The organism is Streptomyces sp. NPDC017529 (assembly GCF_044329785.1).
GTDB lineage: Bacteria > Actinomycetota > Actinomycetes > Streptomycetales > Streptomycetaceae > Streptomyces.
Map to the genome: position 1 here is coordinate 287908 of NZ_JBIRJY010000007.1, position 15106 is coordinate 303013.

16 protein-coding genes are annotated in these 15106 nt (G+C 70.5%); 6 read left to right on the plus strand and 10 right to left on the minus strand.

Translation table 11 applies throughout. The annotated features are described in order from the left end of the window. Positions 1–60 precede the first annotated feature (60 nt). Positions 61–615, minus strand: a complete 555-nt coding sequence (locus tag ACH4K4_RS20890; protein WP_398169050.1) for a NuoB/complex I 20 kDa subunit family protein — start codon at positions 613–615, stop codon at positions 61–63. A gap of 9 nt (positions 616–624) precedes the next feature. Further along, positions 625–984: an NADH-quinone oxidoreductase subunit A gene (locus ACH4K4_RS20895; protein WP_030022241.1), complete on the minus strand. Its 360-nt coding sequence runs from the start codon at positions 982–984 to the stop codon at positions 625–627. Positions 985–1743: 759 nt separating this feature from the next. Here ACH4K4_RS20895 and ACH4K4_RS20900 point away from each other — a divergent pair. Then, on the plus strand, positions 1744–2559 hold the full coding sequence (locus ACH4K4_RS20900) for a C40 family peptidase (protein ID WP_398169052.1): 816 nt from the start codon (positions 1744–1746) through the stop codon (positions 2557–2559). A gap of 316 nt (positions 2560–2875) precedes the next feature. After that, on the plus strand, positions 2876–4108 hold the full coding sequence (locus ACH4K4_RS20905; protein ID WP_398169054.1) for a hypothetical protein: 1233 nt from the start codon (positions 2876–2878) through the stop codon (positions 4106–4108). Positions 4109–4237: 129 nt separating this feature from the next. On the opposite strand, the gene ACH4K4_RS20910 is transcribed toward ACH4K4_RS20905, so the two are convergent. Continuing rightward, a complete protein-coding gene (locus tag ACH4K4_RS20910; protein WP_398169056.1) occupies positions 4238–4384 on the minus strand; it encodes a hypothetical protein in 147 nt (48 codons plus the stop codon). Between the two features lie 125 nt (positions 4385–4509). Between ACH4K4_RS20910 and ACH4K4_RS20915 the strand changes: the two genes are divergently transcribed. The 3 genes from ACH4K4_RS20915 to ACH4K4_RS20925 all read left to right on the plus strand — a co-directional run bounded on the left by ACH4K4_RS20915 (position 4510) and on the right by ACH4K4_RS20925 (position 6335). Continuing rightward, the gene (locus ACH4K4_RS20915) at positions 4510–5346 is read left to right on the plus strand and encodes a Scr1 family TA system antitoxin-like transcriptional regulator (protein ID WP_398169057.1); all 837 of its coding nucleotides are present in this window, start codon (positions 4510–4512) and stop codon (positions 5344–5346) included. Further along, the gene (locus ACH4K4_RS20920) at positions 5336–5593 is read left to right on the plus strand and encodes a DUF397 domain-containing protein (protein WP_398169059.1); all 258 of its coding nucleotides are present in this window, start codon (positions 5336–5338) and stop codon (positions 5591–5593) included. Before ACH4K4_RS20915 ends, ACH4K4_RS20920 begins: the two co-directional genes overlap by 11 nt. A 346-nt stretch (positions 5594–5939) precedes the next feature. Continuing rightward, the gene (locus ACH4K4_RS20925) at positions 5940–6335 is read left to right on the plus strand and encodes a hypothetical protein (protein ID WP_398169060.1); all 396 of its coding nucleotides are present in this window, start codon (positions 5940–5942) and stop codon (positions 6333–6335) included. 144 nt (positions 6336–6479) lie between these two features. Here ACH4K4_RS20925 and ACH4K4_RS20930 read toward each other — a convergent pair whose 3' ends face one another. Both ACH4K4_RS20930 and ACH4K4_RS20935 read right to left on the minus strand, forming a co-directional pair. Beyond that, on the minus strand, positions 6480–7673 hold the full coding sequence (locus ACH4K4_RS20930) for a DUF418 domain-containing protein (protein WP_398169062.1): 1194 nt from the start codon (positions 7671–7673) through the stop codon (positions 6480–6482). Between the two features lie 121 nt (positions 7674–7794). Beyond that, a complete protein-coding gene (locus tag ACH4K4_RS20935) occupies positions 7795–9114 on the minus strand; it encodes a geranylgeranyl reductase family protein (RefSeq protein WP_398169064.1) in 1320 nt (439 codons plus the stop codon). 101 nt (positions 9115–9215) lie between these two features. Between ACH4K4_RS20935 and ACH4K4_RS20940 the strand changes: the two genes are divergently transcribed. Beyond that, on the plus strand, positions 9216–9767 hold the full coding sequence (locus ACH4K4_RS20940; RefSeq protein WP_398169066.1) for a GNAT family N-acetyltransferase: 552 nt from the start codon (positions 9216–9218) through the stop codon (positions 9765–9767). Between the two features lie 66 nt (positions 9768–9833). Here the strand turns inward: ACH4K4_RS20940 and ACH4K4_RS20945 are convergent, their stop codons facing one another. The 5 genes from ACH4K4_RS20945 to ACH4K4_RS20965 all read right to left on the minus strand — a co-directional run bounded on the left by ACH4K4_RS20945 (position 9834) and on the right by ACH4K4_RS20965 (position 15079). Continuing rightward, on the minus strand, positions 9834–10532 hold the full coding sequence (locus ACH4K4_RS20945) for a demethylmenaquinone methyltransferase (protein WP_398169068.1): 699 nt from the start codon (positions 10530–10532) through the stop codon (positions 9834–9836). A 227-nt stretch (positions 10533–10759) separates the two neighbouring features. Then, the gene (locus tag ACH4K4_RS20950; RefSeq protein WP_398169070.1) at positions 10760–11368 is read right to left on the minus strand and encodes a Uma2 family endonuclease; all 609 of its coding nucleotides are present in this window, start codon (positions 11366–11368) and stop codon (positions 10760–10762) included. Between the two features lie 112 nt (positions 11369–11480). Beyond that, complete coding sequence (locus tag ACH4K4_RS20955) at positions 11481–12026, minus strand: hypothetical protein (protein ID WP_398169072.1); 546 nt, start codon at positions 12024–12026, stop codon at positions 11481–11483. Positions 12027–12057: 31 nt separating this feature from the next. Continuing rightward, complete coding sequence (mqnC, locus tag ACH4K4_RS20960) at positions 12058–13257, minus strand: cyclic dehypoxanthinyl futalosine synthase (protein WP_398169074.1); 1200 nt, start codon at positions 13255–13257, stop codon at positions 12058–12060. Between the two features lie 94 nt (positions 13258–13351). Further along, the gene (locus ACH4K4_RS20965) at positions 13352–15079 is read right to left on the minus strand and encodes a serine/threonine-protein kinase (RefSeq protein WP_398169075.1); all 1728 of its coding nucleotides are present in this window, start codon (positions 15077–15079) and stop codon (positions 13352–13354) included. Between the last annotated feature and the right edge of the window lie 27 nt (positions 15080–15106).

Genomic DNA, 15106 nt, shown 5'->3' on the forward strand with positions numbered 1-15106 from the left:
CGTTGGTGCCACCGTTCCCGCCGGTTCCCTTGGTGCCGCCGGTCCCCTTGGTGCCGTCGCTCACCGCAGCAGCCCCTTCATCTCGATCAACGGGAGCGCCTTGAGTGCCGCTTCCTCCGCCTCGCGGGCCGCCTGCTGCTGGTTGACCCCGAGCTTGGTGCCCTGGATCTTCTGGTGCAGCTTGAGAATGGCGTCCATCAGCATTTCGGGGCGCGGCGGGCAGCCGGGCAGATAAATGTCCACCGGGACGATGTGGTCGACGCCCTGGACGATCGCGTAGTTGTTGAACATCCCGCCCGACGAGGCGCAGACGCCCATCGAGATGACCCATTTGGGATTCGGCATCTGGTCGTATACCTGCCGCAGCACGGGCGCCATCTTCTGGCTGACCCGGCCGGCCACGATCATCAGGTCCGCCTGGCGCGGCGACCCGCGGAAGACCTCCATGCCGAAGCGGGCGAGGTCGTAGCGCCCGGCACCGGTCGTCATCATCTCGATGGCGCAGCAGGCGAGGCCGAAGGTGGCGGGGAAGACCGACGACTTGCGCACCCAGCCCGCGGCCTGTTCGACGGTGGAAAGCAGAAAGCCGCTCGGCAGCTTCTCTTCAAGTCCCATTGGTGGCCCCTAGTCCCATTCCAGGCCGCCACGACGCCATACGTAGGCGTAGGCGACGAAGACGGTGAGCGCGAAGAGGAGCATCTCCACGAGCCCGAAAAGCCCGAGCGCGTCGAAGGTGACGGCCCAGGGGTAGAGGAAGACGATCTCGATATCGAAAATGATGAAGAGCATCGCCGTGAGGTAGTACTTGATCGGAAATCGACCGCCGCCGGCCGGCTGCGGTGTGGGCTCGATCCCGCATTCGTACGCCTCTAGCTTCGCCCGGTTGTAGCGCTTGGGTCCGACGAGCGTGGCCATCACGACAGAGAAGATCGCAAAGCCTGCCCCGAGGGCTCCCAGTACGAGGATGGGCGCGTAAGCGTTCACCGTCCTCGCTCCCTTCAGTCGACGATGACTGGATGGCGGTCCGCCCGGTCCCGCTCACCGGCCCCACGAAGATCGCGCCTATGTGAGGCAGTTCACAAGCCCGAGCCGCCTGCATCTTATGCCCGCTGGTCTGTGATCTGCGACACGGGGTGCGACAACGCCTTTGTGATCTCCACCACCTGACGGCCGGTCATCAGGTCCGATGAACGTCGATCTTCGTACAGGAAGCGCGCGGATGATCACCGGTGGTCACAATTTTCGGCGTAACCCCTGGTCAGCGAGGGGCCGTCACTATCAAGAGGTACGCGTTGCAAGCAAATTGGCGCCAGGCCGCGCCAACTGCTAGCGCGGGGCGGGCCGTGGCGGCGGGCGGCCGGAGGGCTCTCGCCGTGACCACCCCGAGACCGTCGTGACCGTCCTGTGATCATCGGTACGTGCCCGCGTTCACGAGCACTCCCGTCACGGGAACATCACGGGTGCATAACGGGCACTCACGAGTGAGCTATCCCACGCGGCTTGCTGTCTTGAATGCTTGACTCGCGGGAAGCCTTGGCGCGGCGGATCAGTAGGTGATAAGTGCCCCCGGGGCGCGCATCGGCCCGTAAATGCCATGCGTAGGAACATGATCACGAAATCCGGACAGTCCGCCGCCGGGCCCTCGACCGGCGAAAAGTCCCTTTTATTCATCGCGTACGCGTCAAGTGTGGCGCACACCACCTTTGTTGGCAGCAACCTGTGGCTCCTGATAGCCGTGGTGCCATGTCCCCGAACGCAGCCATACCCAGCCACCGGAAGCCCCGCCGTTCCGCGTCCTCGCGGGCACTGCGCGCAGGGGTCACCGGTGGCATCATCACCCTGGCGGTGACCGGCGCGAGCATGCCGGCCGGCGCCGCGGAGAAGCCCGTCTCCGAAACCCAGGAAATGCCGACCATCACGTCGGCACTGGCCACCAGCCTCGCCAAGAGCGCGGACACGGCCCAGCAGATGGCCCTGGACTACGAGCGCCAGGCCGCGCAGGACACCGCCGCCGCCGAGGCCACCGAGGCCGCCACCAAGGCGAAGGACGAGGCCGACCGCGAGGCGGCGGCCGAGAAGAAGGCCGAAGAGGCCCGCCAGGCCAAGGAGAAGGCCGCCCAGGAGCGCGCCTCCCGCTCCTCCGAGCGCACCTCGCTGCGCTCCCTGTCCGCGCCCTCCGCCGACTCCCCCGTCTCCGGCGCGACCGGCAGCACCGCCTCGCTGATCAGCTTCCTGCGGGCGCAGCTGGGCAAGTCCTACGTCCTCGGCGCCTCGGGCCCGTCCGCGTACGACTGCTCCAGCCTGGTCCAGGCCGCTTACCGCACCATCGGCATCGACCTGCCGCGCACCTCGCAGCCGCAGTCCACCGCCGGCTCCCAGGTGAGCCTGAGCAACCTTCAGGTCGGCGACATCCTCTACTGGGGCAGCGCCGGCAGCGCGTACCACGTCGGCGTCTACGTCGGTAACGGCCACTTCATCGGTGCCCAGAACCCCAGCACCGGCATCGTCGAGCGGCCGCTGAGCTACAGCCAGCCGACCGGCGCGGTCCGCGTCCTGTAGGACACGCACCCCCATACGGCAGAGGGCCGTCGTTCCCACCGCTCGGGAACGGCGGCCCTTTCGCGTACGCGGGCGTATGGGCGGATGTGACGATTGATCATCCGATATGCCCGCTGCGCCCATTCGATAAAGCAACGCCCGTTCGGCACAACTACCGCATCCCCCCTGCCTCAGTTGTACCTCTCGCCGTACTCATCCCTTCCGCCCCGATATGCCCCGCACCCTTTCCCGTGGCGCCGGACGGCGGCTGACGAGAGGAAGCACTTCTTAGATGAGAATCCACCGGGCCCTGACTCTTAGAGCCGTTACCTGGACCGTGACTGCTACCGCACTTGCCTCCACTCTCAGCCTCGGCGCGGTGCATGCCGCCGACCCCGTCTGCCCACCTCCGAAGCCCAAGCAGAAGCCCGTCAATTCCTGTTCCACCTCGCCTGCCGGAAAGACTTCCGCCAAAAAGCCCGCGGCGAAGAAGCAGACGGCCAAAAAGCGGCCCAAGAAGCAGGCCGCCAGGAAGCAGACGTCCCGGCGGCCCGCCGGTTCGTGCCCCTACCGCAAGCGCAAGCCGAAGCCGACCGCCACGTGTGGGCAGTCCGCCGCCAAGCAGTCGCATACCAGGAAGCCCGCCGCGGAGAAGCCGGCCAGGAAGAAGCAGGCGGCCCAGGGGGCGCCCTGCCGCCCGCCCAAGCCCAAGCCGAAGCCGAAGCCCTCGGCCGGTTGCGGGGGCACCGCGCCCGGCAAGCAGGCTTCCAGGAAGCCGTCCGCCCAGAAACCGTCTTCCCAGGCCCCGTCCGCACAGCGGCCCTCGCCGCACCGGCCCTCCCCGCAGAAGCCCTCCGCCCAGCGGCCCCCGGCGAAGAAGCCGCCGGCCAGGAAGCCGCCGGCCAGGAAGCCCGCGCCGAAGAAGCCGCCGCAGCGGAGGGACCACGGCTGGAGCTGGGAAGGGCTCTACCTGGACGCCGCCGACCTGCGGAAGGTCAACGTCTACCTCGTCCGCGCGAAGAAGGCCGAACGCACCATCAGCCCCCAGGTCCGGGCCATCGCCCGCCGGACCAAGGCCACCATGGTCGGCTACGAAGACCGGCTGCGCTCCCCCGAAGCGATCAAACGATCGGTCGCCCGGGAACTCCAGGAGAACCCCACCCAGACGGTCGACGAGGTCCTCGGCCAGATCAACGACTCCGTCCGCTACATCCTCCAGTGGCCGGACGCGCAATACGTCAAGGCCGTCAAGGACACCAGCGCGTTGCTCGTCCAGTGGAAGAACCCGAACATCCGCTGGTCCAACACCTGGGGGCGCCCCCGCGGCTACAAGGCGATCAACACCGCGTGGCGCGCGGGCGACTCCACACACCCCTACGAGCTCCAGTTCCACACCCCCCGGAGCCGGGCCGCCCAGAAGGAGAGCCGCGAACTGCACGAGGAGACGAGGAGGCCGGGCACGACGTCCCAGCGCAGGGCGCAGCTCGCCGCGCAGCAGAACCGGGTCTTCGCCACCGTCCCCACCCCCAAGGGCGCCCAACTACTTAGGGCCCCGGGCCGCCGGGTGTGAACCCCCGCCCCACGGCGTAGCCGCCGCCGTCCCGGAATTCCCCGCGTTTACGGTCCGGGCGTACGTCGCGTACGTACCGGACCGTATGCGCATGGGCTCCGGCGTTGCCGAAGCCGCCGTTCCCTCCCCTCACCTCGGCCGCTCCGCGCTCTGCCGATTGGCCTCCCGCACCTTGGCCCTGAGCTCGGCGTCGAGCCGCTCTTTCTCCTCGTCCGCGTTGCGCGAAGGCGTCTCGCGGGGTGTCGGATCCTCGGACTCGCTTTCCTCGTTCGTCACGCCCACTCCTCACATTCCGTGCTTCACTCGACGCTGTACGTGCTTTCCTCAGCGTGGCGGGGGATGCGTAGCCTGAGGAGTGCGCGCGACCCTCCAACCTTGCTTGTCAAGAAGGGCGTTGAGTCATGGGGAGTGCACGCGGCGCCGAACCGACGCAGTCTCCGCGGGAGTTCTACGGGGAGGAGCTGAGAATCCGGCGCGAGGACGCCGGAATGACTCAGGAGCAACTGGGTGAACGGGCTTTCTGCTCGGGCTCGTTGATCGCCCACTACGAGGCGGGACGCCGAAAGCCGCCGTCTGATGTGGCCATGCGGCTGGACGACGCCCTGGGCACCGGCACGTTCTTCTACCGAATGCGGCGGACGTTGAATGCGGTACGGTTTCCCGACTTCTTCGCGGCGGCCGCGGAAGCCGAACAACGTGCCACCGTCATCGAGGAATACGCGGCCACACTGGTCCCCGGGATCCTGCAGACGGAGGCGTACGCCCGCGCCGTCTTCCGCGCCTACCAGCCGAGCCGTCCGCCCGCCGAGATCGACCAGCTCGTCGTCAACCGGCGCGGCCGGGCCCGCATTCTCGACAAGGCCGCGGGGCAGCCGAGGGTATGGGTCATCCTCAGCGAGAACGTCATCCGCGCCGCCGTCGGCGGGCCGGTGGTCATGGGCGACCAGGTCGCCGCGCTCGCACGGCTCGCCCAGAGCGGCAGGGTGCAGGTGCAGGTCGTGCCGCACGGTGCGGGAGCGCACGCGACCATGAGCAGCATGCTCAGCCTGATGCGCTTCGCGGAAGAGCCGGACGTGGCCTACGTGGAGGCGCTGCACACCGGGTGGCTGGAGGACGATCCGGCCACGGTGCAGAAGTACCGGTACTCATACGATCTCGCGCGGGCCGCCGCGCTGTCGCTGTCGGCGTCCCACCACCTGCTCGAAGCAGTCGCTGAGGAGTACGCACGTGACCACTAACCACCTACCCGACGCGTCGGCCTTCTCCGCCTGGCGCAAGTCCAGTTACAGCGGTGGCGAAGGGGGCAGTTGTGTCGAGGTCGCCGACCACGGCCCGGGTGCCGCCACCCCCGTCCGCGACAGCAAGAACCCTGCCGGACCGGCGTTGTTGTTCTCGCGGGACGCCTGGACGGGATTCGTCGGTGCCGTAAAGGACGACCGGTTCGTCGGCCGTTCCGGCGGTCGTCCCGGTGGCCGTTCCGTATGACGCGGCCCACCGGGTCGCGGTATTCGTGACCCGGTGAGCGGTGACCCGGCGAACGACGACCCGGCCACCCGCGAGCCCCTTGAAGAACCGGGGAAAGAACCCACCAACCCTCCCCCCTACCCCCTCAATTGGGCCTTTGTCACCTGATCAGGTGACCGGCTCGCTTACGGGGCCCGAAAGCTGTACGTTCACGCCACCAGGCCAAAAAGGAACGGCCCCCGACGGGACTGCCATCCCATTGCCGAGGGCCTATCAAGAGGAAGTGCAGACCTTCCCCATGACTCGACGTGAGTCTAACGCGCGCCCCGCCGCGACCGCCCCCCGTTCGCCCGCCGGTGTCACCCATGTGCGTCACCGCCACACCTCCCGCTTCACCGTGGTCGGCAACCACCTCGCCCTCCACCCCACCCTCTCCGCCGTCGCCATCGGACTCGCCGTACACATCCAGGCACTGCCCGACGGCGCCCTCATCAGCATCCGGATGCTCGCCGCGCACTTCCCGGAGTCGGAGTACCGGATCGCGCGAGCCCTGAACGAGTTGCGGGAGGCGGGCTACCTGGAACGCCGCCGCGAGCGCGCGGCAGGCCAGCGGATCATCACCCGAACCACGTACTACGAACGCCCGGGTTCGAACACATCACCCTTACGCTCGCCTCGGCACTCCCCGAAGGCACCATCTTCCGCCCGGCCGCCCTCCTGGGGCACCGCCTCACCGAGTGGCTGCCGCCGCCGCTCCCCCTGACGCCCGTACCGGACGCACCGGACGCCGCGCGGCCGATACCGTTCCAGGACTGCGACGGCTGCGACCGGCCCTTCCGCTCCCCGGACCCGGGCCGCTGCCGCGACTGCCGTACGGCGGAGGACCACCCGGTCGTCGCGCTCCCGCTCAGCGACGCAGCAACCGCTTCTGCACGAACTCCAGGGGCCCGTACTCGAAGCGCCGCAGCCATAGCCGGGCCCCCGTGAACAGCACCAGACACACCCCGGCCCACAGGCCCATCACCCACCACGGGCCGTGGTCCGCCCAGCGCGCGGCCAGGCCGAGACCGATGCCGTAACAGGCCAGCATGCACAGCACGTTCTGGAGTACGTAGCAGGACAGTGCCGTACGGCCGACAGCGGTGAGCCCGGCCGTCAGCGGGCCGGGCCGGCGCACACGGTCGACGATCAGACCGACCAGACCGATGTAGCCGATGGCGACGACGGGAGCGGCACCGTACCGGCCCACCATGAAAAATTCCGGACCACCCGCCGTGGCAAGCACGTTGAGCGGGATGCCGGCCCCCAGCCCCCAGCCGCACATCCGCCGCCGGATACGCCGGCCGTCGTCGTCCGGCCGGAACGCGCCCGCGCGGAAGAGCCGCACACCGAGATGGAAGAGAAAGACCAGCAGCGCGAAGGAGATCACCGGCTCCATGCGCAGCACGATCGCGTTCTCCAGCCGGAACAGGACCTGCTCCGCATAACTCCCCTCGGCATACAACCCGACAACGCGCTCACTGACCCCGCTGCCTTCCTCCCCCCGTCCACCTCCCAGAGCGACGACGGTCAACAACCCCATCACCACCACATGCACACCCGCCGCCGTCCACATCAGGACCCGCTGCGTGCGTGCGGAACGGGTGAGCTGCCAGGCCACCAACAGGGCGACGACCGCGTACCCCATCAGCACGTCCCAGGCGAAGACGAGCACGAAGTGCACGGTGCCCTCGCCGAACAAGAAGAGGGCGCGCCACTTGTACCGGCCGGGCCACGTCAGGCCGCGCTTCGCGGCGGACTGGAACTGGATGGCCAGGCCGACGCCGAAGAGAACCGTCAGCATCGACAGGAACTTGCCGTCCGCGAGAAACCGGAAGGTCCCTTCCGCCGCCCCGGCCCACGACACCCCGGAACCCGCCGCGGCGGAGCCGCCGTTCAGGACGCCGCCCCACTCCGCACCGGGCGACGCGAAGATCCAGACGTTGGTCATCAACGTCCCGAGGATCGCCACCCCGCGCAACACGTCCAACAGCGGCAACCGCGCCCCACGAGCCACCGCCCCGCCCGCCTCACGCCCCGCGACCCCAACCGTCTCCACCACGCCGTCTCCCGCCCCCGGTGCCCGCTTTCACACCATCGTCAGGGAGCCCGCCCCTCGATTCTTCGTCCCTGACGACGAGAAGGGGGTACATCGTTCGGTGCAGCACGGCCGCCGCCAGGCGTTACGCCTTGGGCGCGACCTTGCTCAGGCCGTTGATGACGCGGTCCATGGCGTCGCCGCCTGTGGGGTCGGTGAGGTTGGCGAGCATTTTGAGGGTGAAGCGCATCAGGAGGGGGTGGGTGAGGCCGCGCTGGGTGGCGATCTTCATGACCTTCGGGTTGCCGATGAGCTTCACGAAGGCGCGGCCGAGGGAGTAGTAGCCGCCGTAGGTGTCCTTGAGGACCTTCGGGTAGCGCTGGAGGGCCAGCTCGCGCTGGGCGTACGTGGCGCGGGCCTGGGCCTGGACGATCACCTCGGCGGCGATGGCGCCGGACTCCATGGCGTACGCGATGCCCTCGCCGTTGAACGGGTTGACCAGGCCGCCCGCGTCACCGACCAGGAGCAGGCCCTTGGTGTAGTGCGGCTGGCGGTTGAAGGCCATGGGGAGCGCGGCGCCGCGGATCGGTCCTGTCATGTTCTCCGGGGTGTAGCCCCAGTCGGCGGGCATGGACGCGCACCACGCCTTGAGGATCTCGCGCCAGTCCAGCTCCTTGAAGGCGGCGGAGGTGTTCAGGACGCCGAGGCCGACGTTGCTCGTGCCGTCGCCCATGCCGAAGATCCAGCCGTAGCCGGGCAGCAGGCGGTCCTGGGCGCCGCGGCGGTCCCACAGCTCCAGCCAGGATTCGAGGTAGTCGTCGTCGTGGCGGGGCGAGGTGAAGTACGTACGGACCGCGACGCCCATCGGGCGGTCCTCGCGGCGGTGCAGGCCCATCGCCAGGGAGAGGCGGGTGGAGTTGCCGTCGGCGGCGACCACGATCGGGGCGTGGAAGGTGACCGGCGTCTTCTCCTCGCCCAGCTTGGCCTGGACGCCTTCGATGTGGCCGGTCAGGTCGTTGATCACCGGCGCGCCGACGTTGCAGCGCTCGTACAGGCGGGCGCCGGCCTTCTGCGCCTGCTGCGCCAGCTGCTCGTCGAAGTCGTCGCGCTTGCGGACCAGGCCGTAGTCCGGGTAGGAGGCCAGGTCGGGCCAGTCGAGCTGGAGGCGGTTGCCGCCGCCGATGATGCGCAGGCCCTTGTTGCGCAGCCAGCCCGCCTCTTCGGAGATGTCGATCCCCATGGAGATCAGCTGCTTGGTGGCGCGGGGCGTGAGGCCGTCGCCGCAGACCTTCTCGCGCGGGAAGGCGGTCTTCTCCAGGAGGAGGACGTCCAGGCCCGACTTGGCGAGGTGGTACGCGGTCGTCGAGCCGGCGGGGCCGGCCCCGACGACGATGACGTCCGCGGTGTACTCGGAGCGGGGGGTGGACACGGACTCGCTCACGGACTCAGTCGCGGACTCGGTCACGGCGGGGTCTCCCGGAAGTCGATATCTGGGTGCCGACCGGCACTGGGCCCCTGCAGTCTATGGGGGCGTAGGTGATCGGGATCTGAAGGGTTGGTTGGTCCATGCTCGAACCACGGCAAGAGGCACAGCCGCAGCCGCAGCCGACGTCCGCCACGGGATTCACGCTGCGGGTCCCGGCCGAGGAGGACGCCTGGCACTGGCACCGGGTGTTCGACCATCCCGAGGTGATGGAGTTCCACGGCGGTGCCCCGGCCGAACTGTCGGTCTACCAGGAGCTGACCGCCCGGCAGCGCCGCCACCACGCGGAGCTCGGGTTCTGCATGTACTCGATGATCGGTACGGAGGGGGAGGGGGACGGCGCCGTCCTGGGCTTCACGGGCGCGCAGCCGTGGCCGCACGACTGGGGGCCGGTGGGCGAGATCGAGATCGGCTGGCGGCTGGGCCGGGCGTACTGGGGCCGGGGCTACGCGACCCAGGCCGCGCGGGCGGCCCTGGAGTCCGTACGGGCCGCGGGGGTACGGAGCGTGGTCGCGATGGTCGCGGCCGGGAACGAGCGGTCCGTGGCGGTGACGCGGCGGCTCGGGATGCGGCACGCGGAGACGTTCCGTACGCCGTCCGGACGGGAGGGGTACTGCTTCCGTCTGGACCTGTGAGGAGGAGGCAGGGTGAGGGGGCCGCCGGGCCGGTGTGGCCGTGGCCCCCTCCGCCGTCACGCGTCGTTACGCGCCCGGCTTCGTGCCCCGGTGCATGGCGACGATGCCGCCGGTCAGGTTGCGCCAGGCCACCTTCGCCCAGCCCGCCTGCTGGAGGCGTGCCGCCAGCGCCGGCTGGTTGGGCCAGGAGCGGATGGACTCGGCGAGGTAGACGTAGGCGTCCGGGTTGCTGCTCACCGCGCGCGCGACCGGCGGCAGCGCGCGCATCAGGTACTCGGTGTAGACCGTACGGAACGGGCCCCACGTCGGCTCGCTGAACTCGCAGATGACGACGCGGCCGCCGGGCTTGGTGACCCGGTACAGCTCGCTGAGGGCGGCGTCGGTGTCCTGCACGTTGCGCAGTCCGAAGGAGATCGTGACGGCGTCGAACACCTCGTCGGCGAAGGGCAGTTTCGTCCCGTCACCGGCCGTGAACGGCATCCAGGAGTGGCGCTTCTTGCCCTCGCGCAGCATGCCGACGGAGAAGTCGCAGGGGACGACGTAGGCGCCGGTGCGGGTGAAGGGCAGCGAGGAGGTGCCCGTACCGGCGGCGAGGTCGAGCACGCGCTCGGCGGGGCGCGCCGCGACGGCCCGCTCCACCTCCTTGCGCCACAGCCGCGCCTGCCCGAGGGACAGCACGTCGTTGGTGAGGTCGTAGCGCGCCGCCACGTCGTCGAACATCGCGGCGACGTCGTGCGGCTGCTTGTCCAGAGAGGCTCGGGTCACCCGGCCATTGTTCCCTACGGCTCCGGAAGGCTTTGGACGGGGACGGCCCGATGCCCCCCTCAGAACATCCGGGCGGTCCAGCGGTGCAGCGTCGTGCGCGAAGCATCGTGAGTGGCCGAATCGGCCGTCCCCGCGAGAAAGATCCTGCCGGGCGGGAGGAGGGGTTCCGGTTGCGTTGACGGGGCCTTGACGGAGGACGCGGGCGCCTTCACGGAATTCTGACGGGGTCAGAAGCCGACGACACTCATCAGGTCGATGCCGATCGGGAAAGGGCGGTCGGTCTCCAGCTTTCCCTTGTGGCAGGGGTGCTCGGGGGCCGACACGTATTCGCCCGTGCCGGAGTGCAGCCAGTACTCGTGCACCTCGGGACAATTGTCGGCGCCCCGTTCCACGCGCCAGAAGTACGGCACTCCCGCCGCTGCGTAGAGCGCCGGCTTGCGAACCCGGTCGTCGACCGCCGAGCCGGGCGACACCACTTCCACCGCGAGTCTCACGTTGGCGGCCGGTGTGCAGTCCATGGTGAAGAGGTCGAGGCCACGCCTGTCGTAGATCACGACGTCAGGCTTGATCACGACGAAGTCGTCCAGCATGACGCAGCGCTCGACGTTGACCCCGTGGTCCGGGTCGGGCACGGCCGACTTGAAGCGGTCTCGCAGCTCGTCCCGGACTTCGTCGTGCCACCAATTGGCCATCCCCCGAACCACGATCACTCCGTCCACGAGTTCCCAGTCGAAGGGGAGCTCCAGATGCTTCACCTGGTCGTACGCCCACCGCCCCCCGGGCGGGTTCATCCAGGTCTCCGGAGTCGCCTTCTCCAGCCGCCGGTCAGTGCTCATCACTGCTCCCATGGACGCGAGTGTGGACGCGAGTGCGGATCACGGTCCTGGATACGACAGTACCGTCACACGAAGTGACGGTCGTGCTTCTCGGCGTTGACGGTGGTGGCGCTCAGCGTCCCCGGTACACCAGCCGCCCACCCAGCACCGTGACCAGGCAGCGTCCGTCTTCCGCGAACACCGCGAAGTCGGCCGGGGCGCCGGGGGCGAGGGGCCGCGGGCCGGGGTGGGCGCGGAGGCCGGACCGGGCTACCGCGGTGCGGACGGCGGGGTGGGTGAAGGGGCCCGCGATCGACGTCGTGCCGGTGGCCAGGAGCCGTTGCACGCCCCGGCGGGCGCTGGCGCCCCAGCGGGTGTCGGTCATGCCGAGGGCGGTGAGCGCGTCGCCGGTGAGGGGGGCGGTGCCCAGGTCGCCGGCCTCGCGCGGGTCCGGGTGATAGGCGGATTCGAGCAGCGCCGCGCCGTGCGGCTCGTGGCGGCCGGGGGTCAGGACGCCGTCCCACTCGCGGACGCGGGCGCGCTCGCCGTACCGCTCGTACAGCTCCTCGTACGGGCCGACGGCCTCGACGCGGTCGCCGGAGACGGCGACCGCGTGCCCGGGGTCCGGTGCGGCGTCCGGTGCGCGGCGGACGCCGCGCACCCGGTGGATGGTCAGCACGAGGGGCTCACCCGCGGGTCCCGGCCGGCGCTCAGTTGGCTTCGACGAGCTTCAGCTCGGGGTGCGCCGTGCCGCCCTCGATGGCGGTGGAGGAGATGTGCGAGGCGACGCGCTCGTCGACCGGGTCGTTGGCCGGGTCGTCGTGCACGACCAGGTGCTCGTACGTGGTCGCGCGCTGCGCGGGGACGCGGCCCGCCTTGCGGATCAGGTCGATGATCTCCTGGCGGTTGGAGCGGTGCTTGGCACCGGCGGAGGAGACCACGTTCTCCTCCAGCATGATCGAACCGAGGTCGTCGGCGCCGTAGTGCAGGGAGAGCTGGCCGATCTCCTTGCCGGTGGTCAGCCAGGAGCCCTGGATGTGGGCGACGTTGTCGAGGAAGATCCGGGCGATGGCGATCATGCGCAGGTACTCGAAGATCGTCGCCTGGGTGCGGCCCTTGAGGTGGTTGTTCTCGGGCTGGTAGGTGTACGGGATGAAGGCGCGGAAGCCGCCCGTACGGTCCTGGACGTCGCGGATCATGCGCAGGTGCTCGATGCGCTCGGCGTTGGTCTCGCCGGTGCCCATGAGCATCGTGGAGGTGGACTCGACGCCCAGGTTGTGGGCGGCCTCCATGATCTCCAGCCAGCGCTCGCCGGACTCCTTGAGCGGGGCGATGGCCTTGCGCGGGCGCTCCGGCAGCAGCTCGGCGCCGGCGCCGGCGAAGGAGTCCAGGCCCGCGGCGTGGATGCGGCGGATGGCGTCCTCGACGGAGACCTTGGAGATGCGGGCCATGTGCTCGACCTCGGAGGCGCCGAGGGAGTGGATGACCAGCTGCGGGAACGCCTTCTTGATGGCGGAGAAGTGCTCTTCGTAGTACTCGACGCCGTAGTCGGGGTGGTGGCCGCCCTGGAACATGATCTGGGTGCCGCCCAGCTCGACGGTCTCGGCGCAGCGGCGCAGGATGTCGTCGAGGTCGCGGGTCCAGCCCTTGGCGGTGTCCTTGGGCGCGGCGTAGAACGCGCAGAACTTGCAGGCCGTCACGCACACGTTGGTGTAGTTGATGTTGCGCTCGATGATGTACGTCGCGATGTGCTCCGTACCGGCGTAGCGGCGGCGGCGCACGGCGTCGGCGGCGGCGCCCAGCGCGTGCAGGGGCGCGGAGCGGTACAGGTCGAGCGCTTCCTCGGGCGTGATCCGCCCGCCCTCCGCGGCGCGGTCGAGTACGGACTGAAGGTCGGCGTTCTCGGTCACCGGGCGTCCCTTCGGAGGCGGGCATAACGACCGAACCAGCGTACGCCAGCACTCTGACACCACCGGCGGCGGCCGGGGTGGCACCGCCGGCCCCTCAGCCGCCGGCCTTCTTCAGGGACGCGCGCGGCCTGCCGCCCGCCTCGTCGTCGGAGGCGAAGGAGAGCGTGCCGTCCTTGCCCAGGGTGTACGTCACGGCGGCCTTCGCGCCGGTGCAGCCGGGGCCCGGCTTGCCGTCCGCGCGCTCCTCCAGGGTCAGCGTGGTGGCGGTGGCGGACACCAGTTTCGCCTTGGCCTCGCACTGGGCGATCACGAAGTCGTACGTGGTGCGGACCACGTAGTCGCCCTTGCCGCCGGGGGTGATGGTGCTGGTGATGCTGCCGTTGGGGAGGTTGTGGCGGGTGCGGACCGTGCCGGTCCACGTGCCGAGGAAGGGCCGGGGAACGGCCGTCTTCCCGGGGAGGGCGTCGCCGGGCGGCTTCGCGGTGGCGTCCTTGCCGTCGTCACCGCCTTGCCCTGGCAGCACCTGGAAGACGAAGGCGGCGGTCGTCGCCGCGGCGAGCGCGCCGGCCACGGAGAGCACGAGCGTGCAGCTGAGCCGGCGCCGGCCCGCGACGCCGCCGAGACTGAGGCGGCGTTCCTTGCCGGAGGCCGCCGGGGAAGCGGGCGGGGCGGCGGGCATGGGGGGTGGCGTGGGCGGCCCGGCGGCCGGCCAGGCGGGCTGCTGGGGCGGGACGGCGGCGGCCGCGGGGGCCGGGCGCTGGGCGGAGGCGGTGGGGGCGGCGTAGGAGGGGTGCGGGTCCGCCGCTCGGTACGAGGGATGGGCCGGGGGCGAGGCCGCGCCGTACGAGGCGGCCGGGAGCGCGCCGTACGAAGGGTCGGGCGGGCCGAAGGAGCCGGCGCTGCCGGAGTCCCCGGTGCGCGCGTCCAGATTGAGCAGCTCCACCGCCTGCCGGCTGACGCGCTCCACGAGGGGCGCCGGGAGCCATCCGGTGCGCCCTGGCGCGGCCGCCCCGTCCGCCGCCCGGCCCAGCCGCCGCGCGATCTCCCGCGGGGCGGGCCGGTATCCGGGCTCCTTCGCCAGGCAGGCCGCGGTCACCTCGCGCAGCTCGCCGGTGAGCGCGGCGCCCAGCTCGGCTTCCTCGTGGACGACCTTGTAGAGGAGGGCCGCGGAGCTGTCCCCGGTGAACGGGCCGGCGCCGGTGGCCGCGAAGGCCAGCACCGCGCCGAGCGAGAAGACGTCGCAGGCGCCGGTGACGTCCCGGCCGAGGACCTGCTCGGGCGCCATGTAGCCGGGCGAGCCGACCGAGACGCCGGTGGTGGTCAGGCAGGCGCCGCCGTCCGTGGCGCGGGCGATGCCGAAGTCGATCAGCAGCGGGCCGTCGAGGGTGAGCATGACGTTGGACGGTTTGACGTCGCGGTGCACCAGGCCGAGGGCGTGCACGGCGGCCAGCGCCTCGGCGAGCCCGGTGCCCAGCGCCCGTACGGCGTGCTCGTCCAGCGGGCCGACGTCGTCGACGGCCCGGGTGAGCGAGGGGCCGGCCACGTAGCCGGTCGCCACCCAGGGGACGGGCGCGTCCGGGTCGGCGTCCAGCACGGGCGCGGTCCAGGCGCCGCCGACCCGGCGGGCGGATTCGATCTCGCGCCGGAAGCGGGCCCTGAACCGGTCGTCGACCGCGAACCTGGCGTGTACGGACTTCACCGCGACGGTGCGGCCGCCCGCGCTGCGTCCGAGGTAGACCCGGCCCATGCCGCCCGCGCCGAGCCGGCCCAGCAGCCGGTACGCACCGATGACGCGCGGATCGTCCGCTCCCAGCGGCTCCATGGCTTCGCCTCCCCCTGCCGGCCCGGA

Excerpts from the sequence above, each read along its gene's own strand:
- ACH4K4_RS20915 (WP_398169057.1), top strand. The coding sequence starts at position 4,510 with ATGGGGAGTGCACGCGGCGCCGAACCGACGCAGTCTCCGCGGGAGTTC.
- ACH4K4_RS20940 (WP_398169066.1), top strand. The coding sequence starts at position 9,216 with ATGCTCGAACCACGGCAAGAGGCACAGCCGCAGCCGCAGCCGACGTCC.
- ACH4K4_RS20900 (WP_398169052.1), top strand. The coding sequence starts at position 1,744 with ATGTCCCCGAACGCAGCCATACCCAGCCACCGGAAGCCCCGCCGTTCC.
- ACH4K4_RS20950 (WP_398169070.1), bottom strand. The coding sequence starts at position 11,368 with ATGAGCACTGACCGGCGGCTGGAGAAGGCGACTCCGGAGACCTGGATG.
- ACH4K4_RS20965 (WP_398169075.1), bottom strand. The coding sequence starts at position 15,079 with ATGGAGCCGCTGGGAGCGGACGATCCGCGCGTCATCGGTGCGTACCGG.
- ACH4K4_RS20890 (WP_398169050.1), bottom strand. The coding sequence starts at position 615 with ATGGGACTTGAAGAGAAGCTGCCGAGCGGCTTTCTGCTTTCCACCGTC.